Below are 15,875 nucleotides of genomic sequence, written 5' to 3'. Positions count from 1 at the left end.
GCCGAATTGGGACTAAATTGTGACTAATGGTTAATTTCGGCATTGTCTGGCATTTTCCTGTAGTGAAGAAACAATATTTACAACTTATATAAATTTTTACATTTGGACAAGGGAAATGATGGATATGAGAGATTAGGCCGCATGAGACGGGAAATGATTAACAGATTGTGGAGTTTTTATTATTGGGATCTTTAAACGTACCGGCGCGGCCGAGAGAAGAAGGGGAGTAGAACTGCCCCGCCGAGAAAGCCCCCCACATGAGCCCACCAGGCCGTTGTGTTGGCTGCCATTCCGGCTGTGCTGAGCCCGTTGAGAAGCTGAATGATGAACCATACGGGAAGAAAAACCAGGGCCGGTACCTGGATAACCGTGATGAAAAAGAACAGCGGGACGAGGGTTAGGATCCGAGAGCGGGGGAAGGACAGGAAGTAGGCTCCCAGGACACCGGCAATGGCTCCGCTGGCACCGATGATCGGCACCTGGGAACCGGGATTGGCAATAATGTGGGCGATGCTTCCGATGACCCCTGCGCTTAGGTAGAAGAAAAGATAGGGGATGTGCCCCATGCGGTCCTCGACATTATCGCCGAAGATCCAGAGATAAAGCATGTTCCCCAGAAGGTGCATCCAGCCGCCGTGGATGAACATGGCCGTTATAAAGGGAACGGCTGCTATAGCAAGAGGGGCACCTGTGGCTGCCTGCTCGACGGCCCGGGCCGGGACGACCCCGTAGGTGTAAAAAAAATAGTTCAGGTGCTGCATAGGAAGTCCCAGCTCTTTCAAAAAAACCAGAATGTTCAGAACTATCAGGACGACGTTCACATAAGGGAAGCTGCGGGAACGGGTACTGTCTCGCAGAGGGATCATGTTCTACCTCCTCAAAGGGATATTATTGCTCCGGTGATGCTCACTTAACGACTTCGAAGAATCTTATTAACATTTTACCAAACAATTCGGACAGAGAACCATGATATACATTTTTATGAAAATTTCTGACCGGTATTCCTCTCCTCGAGTTGTTTTTAAGAGAATCGCTGTTTATCTCAGCAAATGTTACCTGTGCCTTGGTGTTGATGCGGTCACAGGATAGGGAACGGCCTGCCACTTGTTTATGGGAAGCGGTACCGGAGTTTATGTTTTGTTATCTCTCGGTGTGATAAAATATGCCCGGAAAGGCTTTCTTTTAGTATGTGATTTTTGGTGGGGGATATTAGATGGCTGAAGAATACCGGGCCGGGGATTATGAGGTGATAGTGATCGGTGCCGGCCATGCCGGCTGTGAAGCTGCCCTGGCAGCCTCCAGGATGGGCTGCCGCACCCTTTTGCTGACCTTAAATCTCGATTATGTTGCCCTGATGCCCTGCAACCCTGCGGTGGGCGGGCCGGGGAAGGCCCATTTAGTGCGGGAGATCGATGCTCTGGGTGGGGAAATCGGCCTGAACACGGATAAGACATTTATCCAGATGCGTATGCTCAATACCGGCAAGGGGCCGGCGGTGCGGGCCTTGCGCGCCCAGGTAGACAAAAAGATGTACCAGCTGGAGATGCTGAAAACCCTCCAGAAGGAGCCGAACCTCGATCTGAAGCAGGGGATCGTGGAAAGGATAGTTGCCCGGGGCGGCCGGGTATCGGGTGTCGTCACCCAGACCGGTGCCAGGTTTACGGCGCGGGCGGTTATCCTGACGACCGGAACCTATCTGCGGGGGAGGATTATCATCGGAGATGTTGCTTATCCGGGGGGTCCCAACGGGCAGCTGGCACCGGGAAAGCTGGCCGAATCCTTATCCGATCTGGGCTTTGAGCTGATCCGCTTTAAAACGGGGACGCCCCCCAGGGTCGACCGCAAGAGTATCGATTTCTCAAAATTAATCGAACAACCCGGTGATGAAGAGCCGCTCTATTTCTCCTACTTATCCAAAAGGGTGAAACGGCGGCAGTTGTCCTGCTGGCTTACCCACAGCAATGAAAAAACCCATGAAATAGTCCGGGAAAACCTGCACAGGTCTCCCCTGTATTCCGGGATTATTGAAGGGATTGGGCCGCGCTACTGCCCTTCCTTTGAAGATAAGGTGGTGCGTTTTCCTGACCGGCGCAGCCACCAGATATTCCTGGAGCCGGAGGGGTGGACGACGGACGAGTATTACGTCCAGGGAATGAACACCAGCCTCCCTGAGGATGTGCAGCTAGCCGTCCTGCATTCCCTCCCCGGCCTGGAAAATGCCCGGATGGTGCGCACCGGATATGCCATCGAATATGATGCCGTGACCCCGGTGCAGCTCGAGCCCACCCTCCAGACCAGGGATGTTCAGGGCTTCTTTACGGCGGGGCAGATCAACGGGACCTCCGGTTACGAGGAGGCTGCTGCTCAGGGTATTCTCGCCGGCATCAATGCCGTTCTCTACATCCGGGAAGAGGAGCCTCTGATTTTGAAGCGCTCCCAGGCTTACATCGGTGTGCTGGTAGACGATCTGATCACCAAGGGGATCCGGGAACCCTACCGCATTTTGACTTCCCGGGCGGAGTACCGGCTGCTCTTGCGGCACGATAATGCCGACCTGCGTCTGACGGAAATCGGCCGACGCGTCGGTCTGGTCTCCGATGAGCGCTACCGGTTGTTTTCCCAAAAGGTTGAGATGCTGGAGAAGGAGCGATCCTGGCTGAAGGAAACGAGAGTCACCCCGACGGCCAGGGTGCAGGAGTTTCTTGCCGGCAAGGGGAGCGCCCCTTTAAAGGGAGGGGTTACCCTGGAGGAGCTTTTAAGGCGGCCTGAGATAACCATTGCCGATCTCATGATTTTGACGGGGAGGGATGACGATGTGCCGCCTGATGTAGCCGGGGAGATTGAGGTCGAGACGAAATTTGCCGGGTACCTGTCGAAGCAGGAGGCTCATGTTGCCCGGATGGAAAGGCTGGAGAGCAGACATCTCCCTGTCGATTTCGATTACGACGCCATGCGTGGTCTTTCCAGGGAAGGCCGGGAACGGTTGAAGCAGGTGAGGCCGCGGACCCTCGGCCAGGCGGCGCGCGTACCCGGAGTCACGCCAGCGGATGTATCGGTATTGTTGATTTACCTTGAGCAACACCGCCGCGCCCAGCTGGGAAGCTAACGGGAGTAGGGCTTCCTTTCTCTGTGGACGATCTCGATCAGAGTGGCATGCTCCTCCAGGCTGTCCAGGATGTAAACATTCCCTTCAGAGCGCTGCGCCAGTTCTTCAAGAAATTCCTGGTTGGAAGCAACTCCGATGCAGATCAGCTTGGCTCTTGTTCCTTTGAGCATCTCGGCGGCCTTGAGGGCGTCATCCCGGGCGTTGTTCGACCACTTGCCGCAGGTGGGGATGCCGTCCGTTATCAAAACCAGCAGCGGATTGCGCACGTGGCGATTTTTGATAATACTCAAGGCCGTCGTCAAGCCGTCGGCGAGCGGGGTCAGTCCCTGCGGCTGCATCGACTTCAGACCGGCTTTGAGGCGCGTATAGTTCCTGGTAAAGGGTACCGCCACCCTCGCCTGCCGCCCCTGGAAAAGGACGATGGCGATCTTGTCCCTCGTTGCCAGGAGCAGGTGCTCCGCCAGCCGCCTTACCGCCTTCATTTTAGGGCCGGCCATACTGGCGCTTCCGTCAATGAGCAGGCAAATATCAACGGGTTGAGTGATCTCTCGCTCGTGTACCTTGATGTCCTCTCTGGTAATGCGGAGATGGGGGCGCTGTTTAAGTATTTTATTCTTCGCTGCCTGTATCATTGTCTCCGGAACGGCAATACTCCCCAGCCAGGTATCTTTCATCAGTGAGGTTGTCTTGCTGATGTAGCTGTAATGCTTCTGCTTGCTCTTCAGGTGGGTGTTTCTTACAGAACGGTACCGCCCTTGGGGAACCGGGACAGTTCTGAGCATTCTGCGCAGCTGAGACTCCAGCTCATGTTGGTGCCGGATGACAAAGTCCAGGAGTTCCCTTCCCTCTCTGGTCAGGGTATCGGCGAACCAGCCCCTTTTGATTAGTCCCGCTTCGGCCATGCTGAGGATCAGTGTGCGCAAGTTCCCATTCCTGTTGCGAATTAAGGAGAGGGACTTCTTGCGCTTGAAAGGGCCCGAGAAGACCTGCAGGAAATCGATAACATCGTCGGGGCCGTTGAGAATGTCGGAGAGGGCCATGGCCAGGTTCCAGAGCCTGTGCTCTTCCGGATGCAGCCCCAGGAAGCTCCCCGGGAGTGGCTGCTGCCCCATTTTCTCCACGTGGACTATACCTTCGACCCTTCTTATTTCAATGCCCTGCCGGGCGATCTCCGTTTCCACAGCATCCACCAGACAGGGGATCAGGGCGCAGTCCTTTGGCGGCAGGCCGGTCAGCAAAATGTGAACATGGTTCCTTTTTTGTCCATTAGAATCGCTTTCCTGCTTTTGAGAATGCTCTTCCCCGCTTTTCAGGAGGTCCAGCAGGTTTCCCTTCCCGGTGCCGGTTTGTATGAACAACGACTCATACAGCAGGCGCAGGTGCGGCTCGATATTTCCGGGTCTTACCTGGAGCAAGAGCAGATAGGACCGCATCGTTGGGGCCAGGGCGGCGATCAGCGGTTTAATTTTAACAGGGGCGGGTTCGTGAAAAACATCGAGGTGGATCACCTGCCCCGGTGTTTCCAGCTGCGCCAGCGACTGGCCGGCGTCCCGGTTGATGCAAATGCGTATTTCACCGGGACGGAGCGGGTTGACATTGTGCACAAAGTGGCTGGCGACGGCCGATTCACCGATCCGGCACCCCTGTTTTTGCGCCAGAGTGGCCGCAATTTGACTGCCCAGGTCAAACAGTTGCTCTCTTGTCAGTTTTTCCAGCAAAGACCTTTGTGGAGACATGTGATCACTTCTAAATTTTCGTTATTAGAAGCGTTCCGATTCCTTTCTTATGATTCCGTTCTCCGGCAGGTCGCGCAAAAGGCGCGCTTTCTCCGGAGGAGAATCTTCGCTCATCTGCCGCTTATCTCCCTTTTTGTTGTGAAAAATAGGGGGCAGCTGGCGTCCCTGTGCGCTTCTTTTGCCGTTCTCCTTCTCCTTCTCATTGCCGACCATGCGGTTGTTGACGGTATTCATGATTTCCGTAAGTGTGGCCGGGCTGACCCGGTGGTAAAGGGCAAGGGGAAGTACCGCCATGATGTCGCTGATCATGACCTGGCTGCGCTTCCTCAAAGCGCAGTGCAACAGAGCGGCCTGCCGGATCGCTTCCAGCGCCCGGAGGCTTTCGATGTTGAAGTTGATGTAGAGGTTGGCCAGAAACGTCGTAAGGTAATCGGGCATCGTCAAATCGCTGTGCAGGGCTATGTTCTCCAGGTTTTTTCGCAGCTGTTCCAGCTGGCTGCGCTCCTGTTCGGAAAGCTCTCTGTCGTTCTTGGCTTCCTCCGTCGTCAGAATATCCACCACTTCCTCAGGGGTGGTTGGCCTGCCCATGGGGATGACCAGATCGAAGCGGTCGGACAGCTGCCGGCGGATCTCCGCCAAAGGCCCCGGCTCTTCATCGGGGTTTGATGCCGCCCAAACCGAAACCGCAACGGGAACCTCGACGACGGGAAGGCCCGTTTCCTCTATCTGGACGCGCCCTGGCTTGGTGCCCATGGCATCGAGGAGAACGTCCGTTATTTCCGGCGAGGTGTCTGCCAGGCGGTTTATTTCGTCGACGAAGACTATCCCCCTGTGCGCCTGAGGGATGATGCCGGGCAGGAGGGCCGCCTCCGGTCGGGAGGGATTGGTGAGCTTGGCCAGGTCGATAGTCCCGGCGACCGTACCGATCTTGGCGGAATGGGAGATTTCCAAAAAGGGAACGGGAATCTGTTCTGTGCCCAGGGCGGCGATCTCTTCCGGCGTCATGTTTTTGTGCTGCGGGCAGTGGGGTCGCTCTGGCTCGCAGTTGTAGAGACACCCCTTGATGCGGGTGATCTTCGGGAGGATCTGTGTAACCGAGCGCATGATAGTGGTCTTTCCCGTGCCGCGCAGCCCTTCTGCGTGAATGTGCAGGGGTCTTCCCTGCAGGGTGGAGACAAGGGACATTTCTACGGCCAGGAAGAGAGCATTGTTCCCTGTGTGACGGGTCAACTGGAGGTAGTTTTTCATTTCGCTTTTGTTTCTCCTTTCCCAAGTTCAGTTCAAGAACAAACATTTGGAGATTCGACATCTGGGGATGGTGTTCCTTCTGTCAGGCTTCAGGTGTTGAGGAGACGTCAGGAGTGCTTTTGTGTTTATTGTATAAGATCAATGCCATTCCCCAATATTATATAGTGAACTGCAGGTAAAGCAATATCAAAAGAAAGGGAGGCAAAAAAAATATGGCGGCAGCATTCGGATTAGGACCTCCCTGGGGGCTACAGCCGAGTCTGAAAGCGCTTGTTGAGGATGTAGGTATCGACTTTGATTCCTTTATTGCTGCTCTGGAAGAGGGCTTGACCGATGAAGAGATGGCCCGTCGGTTCGGCGTAACCGAAAATACCGTTGAGTATCTTAGGGAGCACTTCGAAAAGTATGGCCTTGATTCCGTTATGGGACAGGATTGACGGGTTGTGGCTGTTTCGGTTTTTATTTTCCCAGCCGGCACATAACCGGACTCATCCGGGGGCATATTAGAGATGAGGTGATGGTAGTGAGAAGTTTCCGTATTCCCCACCCGGATATGAGCCCTTTGGAGATCCCGCAACCGGAGCCGGCTCCTTTTCACCCGGGAAGTGAACGTCCGGAGATCACCCCTCCCGATTCCTCTCCGGAGAGCGAACAGTCGGAAAAATAGCTATTGGGTTCTTGCGGAAGTTTTGTCCACTTGACAGCAGTTCTGTTTTAATTATATCCTTTAGGAAAACCTGGCATAAAAGGAGAGCGGTATTGTGAGCGGAGACATCAGAACTTTGGCTGATGATAATTTTGCAGCAGAATTGCAGAAGGCAGAGCTGCCTGTTATAGTGGATTTTTGGGCAAGCTGGTGCGGCCCCTGCCAGATGTTGGCACCTGTGCTGGAGGAGCTGGCTGCTGATTATTCCGGCAGGGTGTTGGTAGGTAAGCTGAATGTCGATGAAAATCGCCGGACGGCAGAAGAATTCCGTGTTCTGAGCATTCCTACCCTCATTATGTTCCGCAACGGCAGGGAAGTTGCAAGGATTAGCGGATTTCGCCCCAAGGAGGAGCTGGCGCGGTTTATTGACCAGCACCTTGAATAAGGCTCGTTCTGCTCGAATGCCGTGCGGGTATTCCTTTTTCTGGGCTGAATAAAAGAGGGTGTCTCATGTGGATCTGTTCGACTGTGCCCAGAGGAAAGCGCTGGAAAGGGAGGGGCCTCTCGCTTTCAGGCTGCGGCCGCAGAGCCTTGAGGAGTTCGCCGGCCAGGAGCATCTGGTGGCTCCCGGCCGACTCCTTTATAATGCATTGCAGACGGACAAACCCTTTTCGGCGATCTTTTACGGCCCGCCGGGAACCGGAAAGACCACCCTGGCCGGGATCATTGCCAGGGCTACGCAGGGGTTTTTTATTCAGATCGACGCCACCAGCACCGGTGTCGGCGAGCTGCGCAAAGTGCTTCAGGAGGCCCGTGACCGTCTGAAGTACCACAATCAGAGGACGATCCTTTTTATCGATGAAATCCACCGCTTCAACAAGGCTCAACAGGATGTGCTTCTCCCGGCCGTTGAGCAGGGGGTTGTTATCTTAATCGGAGCCACCACGGAAAATCCCTATTTCACCGTTAATTCCCCTCTTCTTTCCCGGGTGCGTGTTCTCCCCTTTTATCCTTTAAAGGATGAGGATCTGCAGAAGATATTAAGGCGCGCCCTTTCCGACGGGGAGCGCGGCCTCGGTAAGCTGAAGATTGAGGTTGCCCCGGAGGCCGAGGAGCACTGGCTGCGTGTCGCCGGAGGGGATGCCCGGGTTCTCCTCAACGCCCTGGAGACTGCGGTGCATTTGAGCAAACCCGGAGCGGACGGTGTTTACAGGATCGGTGTTGAAGAAGCTGCGGCTGCTGTCCAGCAGCCACCCGTCCGCTACGACCGGGAGGGGGATATGCATTACGACGTTACTTCTGCTTTTATCAAGTCCATGCGGGGCTCTGACCCGGACGCTGCTCTGCACTGGCTGGCCCGGATGCTGAAAGCGGGGGAGGATCCCCGCTTCATCGCCAGGAGGATCGTTATCTGCGCTGCGGAGGATGTCGGCCTTGCCGATCCCCTTGCTCTGGTTGTGGCCGAAGCGGCGGCACGCGGGTTGGAACAGGTTGGGATGCCGGAGGGTAGGCTGCTGTTGGCGGAAGCGGTGCTCTACATAGCCTGTGCTCCCAAGAGCAACAGCGTCTACAGGGCGCTCGAGGAGGCTATGCAGGATATAGAAGATCGGGATACCGGAGATGTCCCCCCACACCTGCGGGATTCTCATTACAGCGGGGCTAAAAAGCTGGGCCACGGGAAGGGGTACCTCTATCCTCACAACTATCCCCGCCACTATGTCGACCAGCAGTATCTCCCTGACCCTCTGCAGGGGCGCGTTTATTACAGGCCCTCGGAAAATGGTCGGGAAAAACAGATCAGAGCCTGGTTATCCTCTTTGAAAGCCTCTCGTAATGAAGAATCATAATATAGTGAAGAATATATTTTAATGATTCTTCATGACTGGAGGTAGTTTGGTGATGGCAGTGAGACGAGAAGTTTACCTGGATCACGCAGCCACGACGCCGCTTCATCCTGAAGTACAGAAAGAGATGTGCCATATCCTGGAAAACACCTTCGGCAACCCCTCCAGCCTTCACTTCTACGGGAGAGCAGCGAAGCAGCAGTTGGAGCTGGCAAGGACAAGGGTTGCTGCTTTGATCGGAGCCCGGCCGGAAGAGATCATCTTCACCAGCGGGGGAACGGAGTCTGACAACCTGGCGGTTATCGGGGCGGCGTTTGCCGGCAGATCGAAAGGCAGGCATATCATTACCTCCGCCATCGAACACCACGCCGTGCTCGACACCTGTGTGATGCTGGCCCGAAACGGATTTGATGTTACCTACCTTCCTGTGGACAAGGATGGTTTTGTCGATCCTTTGGATGTTCGAAAGGCTATTCGCCGGGATACCGTCCTGATCACGATCATGCATGCCAATAACGAAATCGGTACAATCGAGCCCATTCCCGAGATCGGAAGAATAGCCCGGGAGCACGAAATAACTTTTCACACCGATGCCGTCCAAACGGTAGGTTACATACCTGTGCATGTTGATGCTCTAAATGTCGATCTGCTTTCACTTTCGGCGCACAAAATTTACGGGCCCAAGGGTGTAGGGGCCTTATATATTAGAAAGGGAACCAGGATTCAGCCGCTCCTGCACGGGGGCGGTCAGGAAAGGGAGTACAGGCCGGGGACGGAGAATCTGCCCGGAATTGTCGGCCTGGGAAAGGCGGCCGAGGTTGCGGCAAGGGATCTTCCCGGCGAGAGTGCCCGCTATAGGATGCTGTGCGACCGTTTGATACGGGGCATCAAAGAGCGGATTCCGGATGCCAAGTTAAACGGGCACCCAGAGCAGCGCTTGCCGCATAATGTAAACTTCAGCTTTTGCGGGACGAAAGGGGAGTGCCTGCTGGTGGGCCTCGACCAGCAGGGAATCGCCGTTTCGACCGGTTCCGCCTGCAGTTCCGGCGCTTCGCAGTTATCCCATGTACTCAAAGAGATCGGCCTGACGCCAGAACTCGGCGCGGGGACGATCAGAATGACCGTCGGCAGGTCGAATAAAGAAGAGGATATCGATTATGTCCTGGATGCCCTGGTAGAACTCGTTGAAAGGCAGCGTGCCTTTGATGAAAAGGTTTGAGACGGGGGTTTATCTGTGCAGGAGACAGTTTTCGTAGCCATGAGCGGCGGGGTGGACAGCTCGGTTACCGCCTATCTGCTGAAAGAGCAGGGATACCGCGTGATCGGCATCACCATGCAGGTCTGGCCCTCCGGTGTAACCGATCCGGATTACGGCGGGTGCTGTTCGCTCGCCGCAGTCGAGGACGCCCGCAGGGTTTGCGAAGTTATCGGAATTCCTCACTATGTATGGAACTTTCAGGATGTCTTTGAGCAAGGGGTGATCGATTACTTCTGTCGGGAATATCTGGGCGGTCGAACCCCCAACCCGTGTATTGCCTGCAACAGAGAGATCAAGTTTCACGTTCTTTTGAATCGCGTGCGCGCTCTAGGAGCGGATTTCCTGGCCACGGGGCATTACGTCCGGACGATGTATGATGAGCGGTTGGGACGCTGGCTTTTAAAAAAGGGGCGCGATGAAAAAAAGGACCAGAGCTATGTGTTATACATGCTGCGACAGGATCAGCTGCCGTATCTTAAGTTTCCCCTGGGAGATTATCTGAAGAGTGAGGTGCGCCAGCTGGCCTCCCGGGCCGGACTACCGGTTGCGGAAAAGCAAGAGAGCCAGGAGATATGTTTTATCCCGGATAATGATTACAGGAGCTTTTTGGAGCAGCGCCTGCCGCAGGCGGCGGTGCCGGGCCCGATTTATGACGTGCACGGAAACCTGGTCGGCAAGCACCAGGGGCTTGCTTTTTATACAATCGGCCAGAGACACGGTCTTGGTTTGGCCCTGGGGTACCCTGCCTATGTGGTGGAGATCGATCCCTCTCGCAATGCACTCGTAGTAGGGGAAAAGAGTCATCTGGAAGCAAATGGACTGGTTGCCGAAAAGGTGAACTTTATTCCTTTTGACACCCTGCAGGAGGAACGAACCGCCGAAGTAAAGATCCGTTATACTTCGGCACCTGCACCTGCCGTTATTCTACCGGGAAGAGCCCCTAATGAGGTGACTGTACGCTTTAGCGTTCCTCAAAGGGCTGTTACGCCGGGCCAGTCGGCGGTTTTCTACAAGGACGACCTGGTGCTGGGAGGGGGAATAATTTCCAGGAAATTGTAATTATTCTGCTGCGTGCCGGTAATTTTCTGCCGGTACGGGCGGCGTTATCGCTATCGATTCACCCGCTGGATGCGCCCGGCGGGTGAATTATTTCTCATAAGAGGGTAATAATAAAGATTACACAGGATTATTTCTCAGGGAGATGGGGTATGAATTGCGCAAGGGCCGGGATGTTATAGGTCTGCCGGTAATCAGCCTTGCTACGGGTAAAGAGTTGGGAGTTGTGGAAGACCTGATCTGGAGCCACGAGGAGCTTAAGATCACTCATCTGGTTGTTAACGCTAAGGGGGTTTTGAATCGAACCCGGTACATCCCGTTGGAGGAAGTTAAGGGCATTGGGGATGATGCCGTTACCGTAGACGGGGAGGAGATTCTTGAAAAGGGGGAATGCCAACCGGAAGGAAAGAGGGTTAATGAAATAGCCGGGGGGGTAGTGGTAACTGAGGGGGGGCGGAATCTGGGCACGCTGGAAGATGTGTTCTTCGATGGTCCGGGGAGGCTTTTGGGATATGAGGTTTCGACTGGGCTGGTCGGAGACCTCCTTTCCGGGAGGATGATAATGCCTCCGGAAATGGTTGTGACGTGGGGAAAAGAGGCCGTTATAGCCAGTTATACGGGTTTGGACGGGAGTGAAGAAGATCGTGCAGTGTCCGATTTGTCGGAGCAAACAAACAGGTAAGGTTGGAGCCGATCAGTACTTCTGCTGGTCGTGTTTTGTGGAGTTCAATACTCGCGGGCAGGGCGAGGTCTACGAAATCAGTGAAGACGGCAGTCTCCTGGCGCTCAATGATTATGCAGAAGACCTTGATAAGGCAGGGAGGTGAGGATGTTGACGAAAAGGAATTATTTTAGCGGACTGCTTACCGGAGGGATTGTGGGTGCCATCCTGGGGATCTTCTTTTCCTCTCGTAATGGTGCGCCCAGAAAAACGCTGATTTTTCCCCAGGTGGGAGAAAGGGCGAGAAGGGTCTTGCATGGGGTATCCCGGGGAATGCTGGAGATGATGCGCCGCTAGTAAATGGATTTTAAAGCTGGAGAGAACGGTTTATGCAGCGGCGTTTCCTGCGGATAACCGCCCTCTTATTGATAGGGCTGGGCGGTGTAGCATTTTTTTATTATATACGATCTTTATTAATTCCTTTTGTTATCGCCGCCTTGATCGCCTATGTCATCTACCCCCTGGTGAGAAGCCTGGAGATGAGGGGGATCAAACGGAGGACGGCAATCTTTACCGTCTATGCCGCAGGAGTGGTTCTTGTGGCCATCTTCTTCACCGTTTTTATCCCGGCGCTTCTTCAAGAGACCAGGTCCTTCAGCAGGATTCTTCCCGAATATACAAGGGCGTGGGAAGAAGCGCAGGCTCATCTCTACAGGCTCTCCGAGCGCGTTTACCTGCCTCCGGAGGGCCGGCAGGTTTTAAGAGAGATGACCGGCCAGATCCGGAGCGGGGTGTTAGAAAGCCTGCGGGGTTTTGCGCGGGCAGTCCTGGGAATCATTTCCTTCTTGCCCAGCCTGATTCTGGCCCCCTTCCTGGCTTATTATCTGATCAGGGATTTCGATCACATTAAGAAGAGATTTCTGGCTGCCCTTCCCCCCGGCTGCCGCAGTGACCTGCTTTCCCTGATCCGGGAAGGCGATCTGATCTTCAGTCAGTTCCTGCGGGGGCACCTTCTGATCTCAGCAATCGTCGGTTTGTTGACGGGAGTTGGAGCTGCCCTGATCGGCATGCCCTTTGCCGTTCTCATCGGTTTGTTTACCGCAGTTGCCGACCTTGTTCCCGTTTTTGGCCCTGTGCTGGCTGCCGTTCCGGTTGTTGGTCTGGCACTCTCCATCAGCCAATGGAAGGCGGTTCTGATGCTGGGCATTTTTCTTGCCGTTCAGCAGCTGGAAGGGAGCGTTCTGGCTCCCCGCTTGCTCGGAGACCGGGTGGGGCTGCATCCCTTGATGGTGGTGTTTGTTTTATTGGTTGGAGGCTACCTGGCGGGGCCCCTCGGACTGATCTTTGCCGTTCCTGCAGCCGGGCTCTTAAGGGTCGTTCTCAGCTACCTTTGGGAGAAGATGGTCCGAACTTGACATCCTCTGCATGCCTCTGCGGAAAAAAGGATGTCTTATTTGCAGAACGAAGCTGCTGCCTTTAGTGTACAAAGAGCTAGCCTGGTGACCAGAATACTTAAGTTGAGTGTATAATGTCATTGGGTAGGTATCTCTCCTTTCAGGTATTGGTTTTACACCACAACTATAATACCTTGGTGATACCCACCTTTTGCAATACCATTTTAACCGACTAAAGTGCTGTGAACGAAACTCTGGTTGTTCTGCATCAAAAGAGCCCAAAATGACAGTGCTGACGCATGAAAAAAAGATCCCACACCAATCCAACGATAGGGGGGAGGGGAGAGAAAATTTCGTTGCAAATGGGGGTGGACAGTGCACAGGGCGATATGTAATAATAGGGTGGGATAAAATAAGAGAGGACGGCGATACCTTTGCGCTCATGGAACCCACCCTTTTGGATTGGGGATCGTCTTTTTACAGCGGATGATTTGGCGCTGATCAAAGAAACTGTCCGGCAGTTCAAGCGCCTCAGTCGCCGGGAACTGTTCGCCACAATTTGCGAAAACCTGCCCTGGAAAGCACCGAACGGCAAACTGAAAATAGAGGCCTGCCGCCTGTTCCTGGAACAGCTCGAGGCTTCCGGTTTAATTGAACTGCCCCCCAAGAAAAATCCGCCCAAAAGAAATGTAAAGAAGGTTGCACCTTTACCCTGCATCTCCAGGGAAGGTCCGTTGAAACAGTATCTTCCGGTGACAGTTGATCCGGTCCCGCTAAAAGAACAACCCCTTTGGAACGCAACGATGGCGGCTTATCACCCGCTCGGTTACCGCCAGCCCTTTGGCGCCCACCAGCGGTATTGGATCCACAGCCGGGCTGAAGGGAGGGTCGAGATCCTGGGCGCCCTCTTATTTGCCGCAGCGGCCAGGAAGGTGGCCGTCCGGGAATCCTGGATTGGGTGGACGGCGGTGGAGTGCAAGCGATTCCGTTACCGCATCATCAACAACAGCCGTTTTTTAATTCTGCCGGGGGTGCAAATACCCCACCTGGCCAGCCATGCCCTGGCGCTGGTCGCCCGGCGCATCCGGGCGGACTGGCAAAAACGGTACGGGTATGCCCCGGTGCTTTTAGAGACCTTTGTCACCCCACCGCACCAGGGGACCTGCTACCGGGCGGCCAACTGGCAGTGCATCGGCGAAACAGCCGGCCTGGGCAGAGAACCCCGGAGGCAAAAAGGCAGTCCGGTAGTCAGGCTGATGTTCGTTTACCCCTTGGTCCGGGAATGGCGGGAGGAGCTTTGCGCACCAGCGCCGGTGGCGGGCAAGTGCGATGAGTTTGATGCGTAATCCGGAGGCAATCAATTCGGCCACCTTACCCAACCGCAAAAGCCCCTGGAAAACGGTGGAGGAAGAGCAAGAGGCCCGGCAGTCGGCCGTGGAGGCCCAGCTCAATGCCTGGCGGGCGATTTTACCCGGCCTTTTAGAAAAGTTCGGCCGCTTAAAGGATCCCCGCCGGCCCGGGAGCATCAGGCACAAACTTACCGTTCTCATGGTTTTTGGCTTATGTTTGTTTATCTTTCAGTATAATTCCCGGCGCGAGGCCAACCGGGAGCTCAGCTGTCCAGCTATCTTAGATGCGCTGCGGTCTGTCTTTCCCGATGTAGACAGCATTCCCCACCTGGACACCCTGGCCCGGCTCCTGGAAAGGATCCCGGCCGAGCAAATCGAAAACATTTTGGGGACCACCGTCCGCAAGCTCTTACGCAACAAGAAGTTACAGGCGCTTTTGGTCGAGAAGCGCTATGTGGTCGCCATCGACGGCACCCAGAAGTTCACCCGGACCGTTCCCTTCGCCCCGGAGGCGCTCCGCCGCAAGGGCGAAAACTATGTCTACCTCCTGGAGGCTGCTCTGGTGGGTCCGCAAGGGATCGTTATTCCCCTGCTGGCCGAATTCTGCGAAAATCGGGATCAGGATAAACAAGACTGCGAATTAAAGGCTTTTTATCGTCTGGCTCCGCGTCTCAAAGAACTGATGGGCAAACTCCCTCTTCTGATCGTGGCCGACGGTCTTTACGCAGGTGGCCCGGTGATGCAGATTTGCCGGAAGAACAACTGGGACTTCATGATCGTCCTGCCTTCAAACTGTCTTAAATCGGTCTGGGAGGACGCTTTAGGAATCCATCAACTGGAACCGGAGCAAACCCGGACCCATCAGTGGGGCAACCGGACTCAGAACTTCTGGTGGGCTAACGACATTGTCTACGTTTGGCGGGATGCCCAAAACCAGCATCATCGCCTGGTGATCCACGTGGTGGTTTGCAAAGAAACCTGGGAAGAAAACGGACTAACCTGTCAGACTACCTGGGCGTGGGTGTCGGGCACCCCAATTACCAAAAAAAACGTAATCGACCGCTGCAACCGGGCGGCCCGTCACCGGTGGGGTATTAAAGAGAACTTCCTGATTGAAAAACGCCGCGGATACAACTATGAACATCCCTTTTCATACGACTGGAACGCTTTGAAAGGGTGGCACGCCCTGATGCGTCTGGCCCACCTGATCAACATTCTTACCCTGCACACCGTGGCCTTATGGGAAACGGTGCAAACGTTGGGCATGCGCGGCACTCTGCGGTTTTTATGGCAGACATTCACGGGCAACTGGCTTGACCTCTCCAGGTTGAAGAGGCTCCGCGATAAACCGGCTCAACTTCGTCTGGTGATTTAATCACGCAAGTTATCTAACCAAACTAAGAAATCACTTCGGGCGAGGGTCACCTCGCCTAATCCTGCTTGGATCAATCCTGTCCGGGTAATCCTGTAAATACTCAGGCTACTGCCAAATTTACAGTAAAAAACATACCTTTGCCTAAGGACGATACCGCCGGGGGTCGAAAAAGGACTCAAAGAACTTTGTAAAATATTTCGTG

At 54.7% G+C, this 15,875-nt stretch carries 15 protein-coding genes; 12 read left to right on the top strand and 3 right to left on the bottom strand.

Annotated features, from left to right (window positions below; genetic code table 11):
* Positions 1 to 191 precede the first annotated feature (191 nt).
* Entirely contained in the window at positions 192 to 866 is a 675-nt protein-coding gene (locus TPH_RS08655) for a rhomboid family intramembrane serine protease (RefSeq protein ID WP_015050819.1), read from the bottom strand.
* A gap of 347 nt (positions 867 to 1,213) precedes the next feature.
* Between TPH_RS08655 and mnmG the strand changes: the two genes are divergently transcribed.
* Positions 1,214 to 3,106, top strand: coding sequence for a tRNA uridine-5-carboxymethylaminomethyl(34) synthesis enzyme MnmG (gene mnmG / locus TPH_RS08650; RefSeq protein WP_015050818.1), 1,893 nt, complete (start codon positions 1,214 to 1,216; stop codon positions 3,104 to 3,106).
* Here mnmG and TPH_RS08645 read toward each other — a convergent pair.
* Positions 3,103 to 4,842: a vWA domain-containing protein gene (locus TPH_RS08645; protein ID WP_015050817.1), complete on the bottom strand. Its 1,740-nt coding sequence runs from the start codon at positions 4,840 to 4,842 to the stop codon at positions 3,103 to 3,105. The two genes, mnmG and TPH_RS08645, sit on opposite strands and share 4 nt — an antisense overlap.
* Before the next feature lie 24 nt (positions 4,843 to 4,866).
* Positions 4,867 to 6,090, bottom strand: coding sequence for an ATP-binding protein (locus TPH_RS08640; protein WP_015050816.1), 1,224 nt, complete (start codon positions 6,088 to 6,090; stop codon positions 4,867 to 4,869).
* A gap of 212 nt (positions 6,091 to 6,302) precedes the next feature.
* Between TPH_RS08640 and TPH_RS08635 the strand changes: the two genes are divergently transcribed.
* From TPH_RS08635 to TPH_RS08580, 11 genes are all read left to right on the top strand, one after another.
* Positions 6,303 to 6,527, top strand: coding sequence for a helix-turn-helix domain-containing protein (locus TPH_RS08635; protein WP_015050815.1), 225 nt, complete (start codon positions 6,303 to 6,305; stop codon positions 6,525 to 6,527).
* A gap of 86 nt (positions 6,528 to 6,613) precedes the next feature.
* Complete coding sequence (locus TPH_RS15455; protein ID WP_155990775.1) at positions 6,614 to 6,757, top strand: hypothetical protein; 144 nt, start codon at positions 6,614 to 6,616, stop codon at positions 6,755 to 6,757.
* Between the two features lie 94 nt (positions 6,758 to 6,851).
* Positions 6,852 to 7,181 (top strand): thioredoxin, encoded by a 330-nt coding sequence (gene trxA, locus TPH_RS08625; RefSeq protein ID WP_015050814.1) that lies wholly within the window; start codon positions 6,852 to 6,854, stop codon positions 7,179 to 7,181.
* Positions 7,182 to 7,248: 67 nt separating this feature from the next.
* Positions 7,249 to 8,583 (top strand): replication-associated recombination protein A, encoded by a 1,335-nt coding sequence (locus TPH_RS08620; RefSeq protein WP_015050813.1) that lies wholly within the window; start codon positions 7,249 to 7,251, stop codon positions 8,581 to 8,583.
* Between the two features lie 52 nt (positions 8,584 to 8,635).
* Positions 8,636 to 9,799, top strand: coding sequence for a cysteine desulfurase family protein (locus TPH_RS08615; RefSeq protein WP_015050812.1), 1,164 nt, complete (start codon positions 8,636 to 8,638; stop codon positions 9,797 to 9,799).
* Between the two features lie 15 nt (positions 9,800 to 9,814).
* Entirely contained in the window at positions 9,815 to 10,897 is a 1,083-nt protein-coding gene (gene mnmA / locus TPH_RS08610; RefSeq protein WP_015050811.1) for a tRNA 2-thiouridine(34) synthase MnmA, read from the top strand.
* A gap of 142 nt (positions 10,898 to 11,039) precedes the next feature.
* A complete protein-coding gene (locus TPH_RS08605) occupies positions 11,040 to 11,576 on the top strand; it encodes a PRC-barrel domain-containing protein (RefSeq protein WP_028990934.1) in 537 nt (178 codons plus the stop codon).
* 147 nt (positions 11,577 to 11,723) lie between these two features.
* Positions 11,724 to 11,912 (top strand): YtxH domain-containing protein, encoded by a 189-nt coding sequence (locus TPH_RS08595; RefSeq protein WP_015050808.1) that lies wholly within the window; start codon positions 11,724 to 11,726, stop codon positions 11,910 to 11,912.
* Between the two features lie 32 nt (positions 11,913 to 11,944).
* Positions 11,945 to 12,970, top strand: coding sequence for an AI-2E family transporter (locus tag TPH_RS08590; RefSeq protein ID WP_015050807.1), 1,026 nt, complete (start codon positions 11,945 to 11,947; stop codon positions 12,968 to 12,970).
* Between the two features lie 470 nt (positions 12,971 to 13,440).
* Positions 13,441 to 14,295: a Druantia anti-phage system protein DruA gene (locus TPH_RS08585; RefSeq protein WP_201764435.1), complete on the top strand. Its 855-nt coding sequence runs from the start codon at positions 13,441 to 13,443 to the stop codon at positions 14,293 to 14,295.
* Positions 14,279 to 15,673: a transposase family protein gene (locus TPH_RS08580; RefSeq protein ID WP_015050806.1), complete on the top strand. Its 1,395-nt coding sequence runs from the start codon at positions 14,279 to 14,281 to the stop codon at positions 15,671 to 15,673. The genes TPH_RS08585 and TPH_RS08580 overlap by 17 nt, the downstream gene beginning before the upstream one ends.
* Positions 15,674 to 15,875: the final 202 nt, after the last annotated feature.

This window comes from Thermacetogenium phaeum DSM 12270 (genome assembly GCF_000305935.1).
Classification (GTDB): Bacteria; Bacillota; DSM-12270; order Thermacetogeniales; family Thermacetogeniaceae; genus Thermacetogenium; species Thermacetogenium phaeum.
Note: the sequence above shows the minus strand (reverse complement) of the source record. Positions and strands in the feature narration are given on the sequence as shown.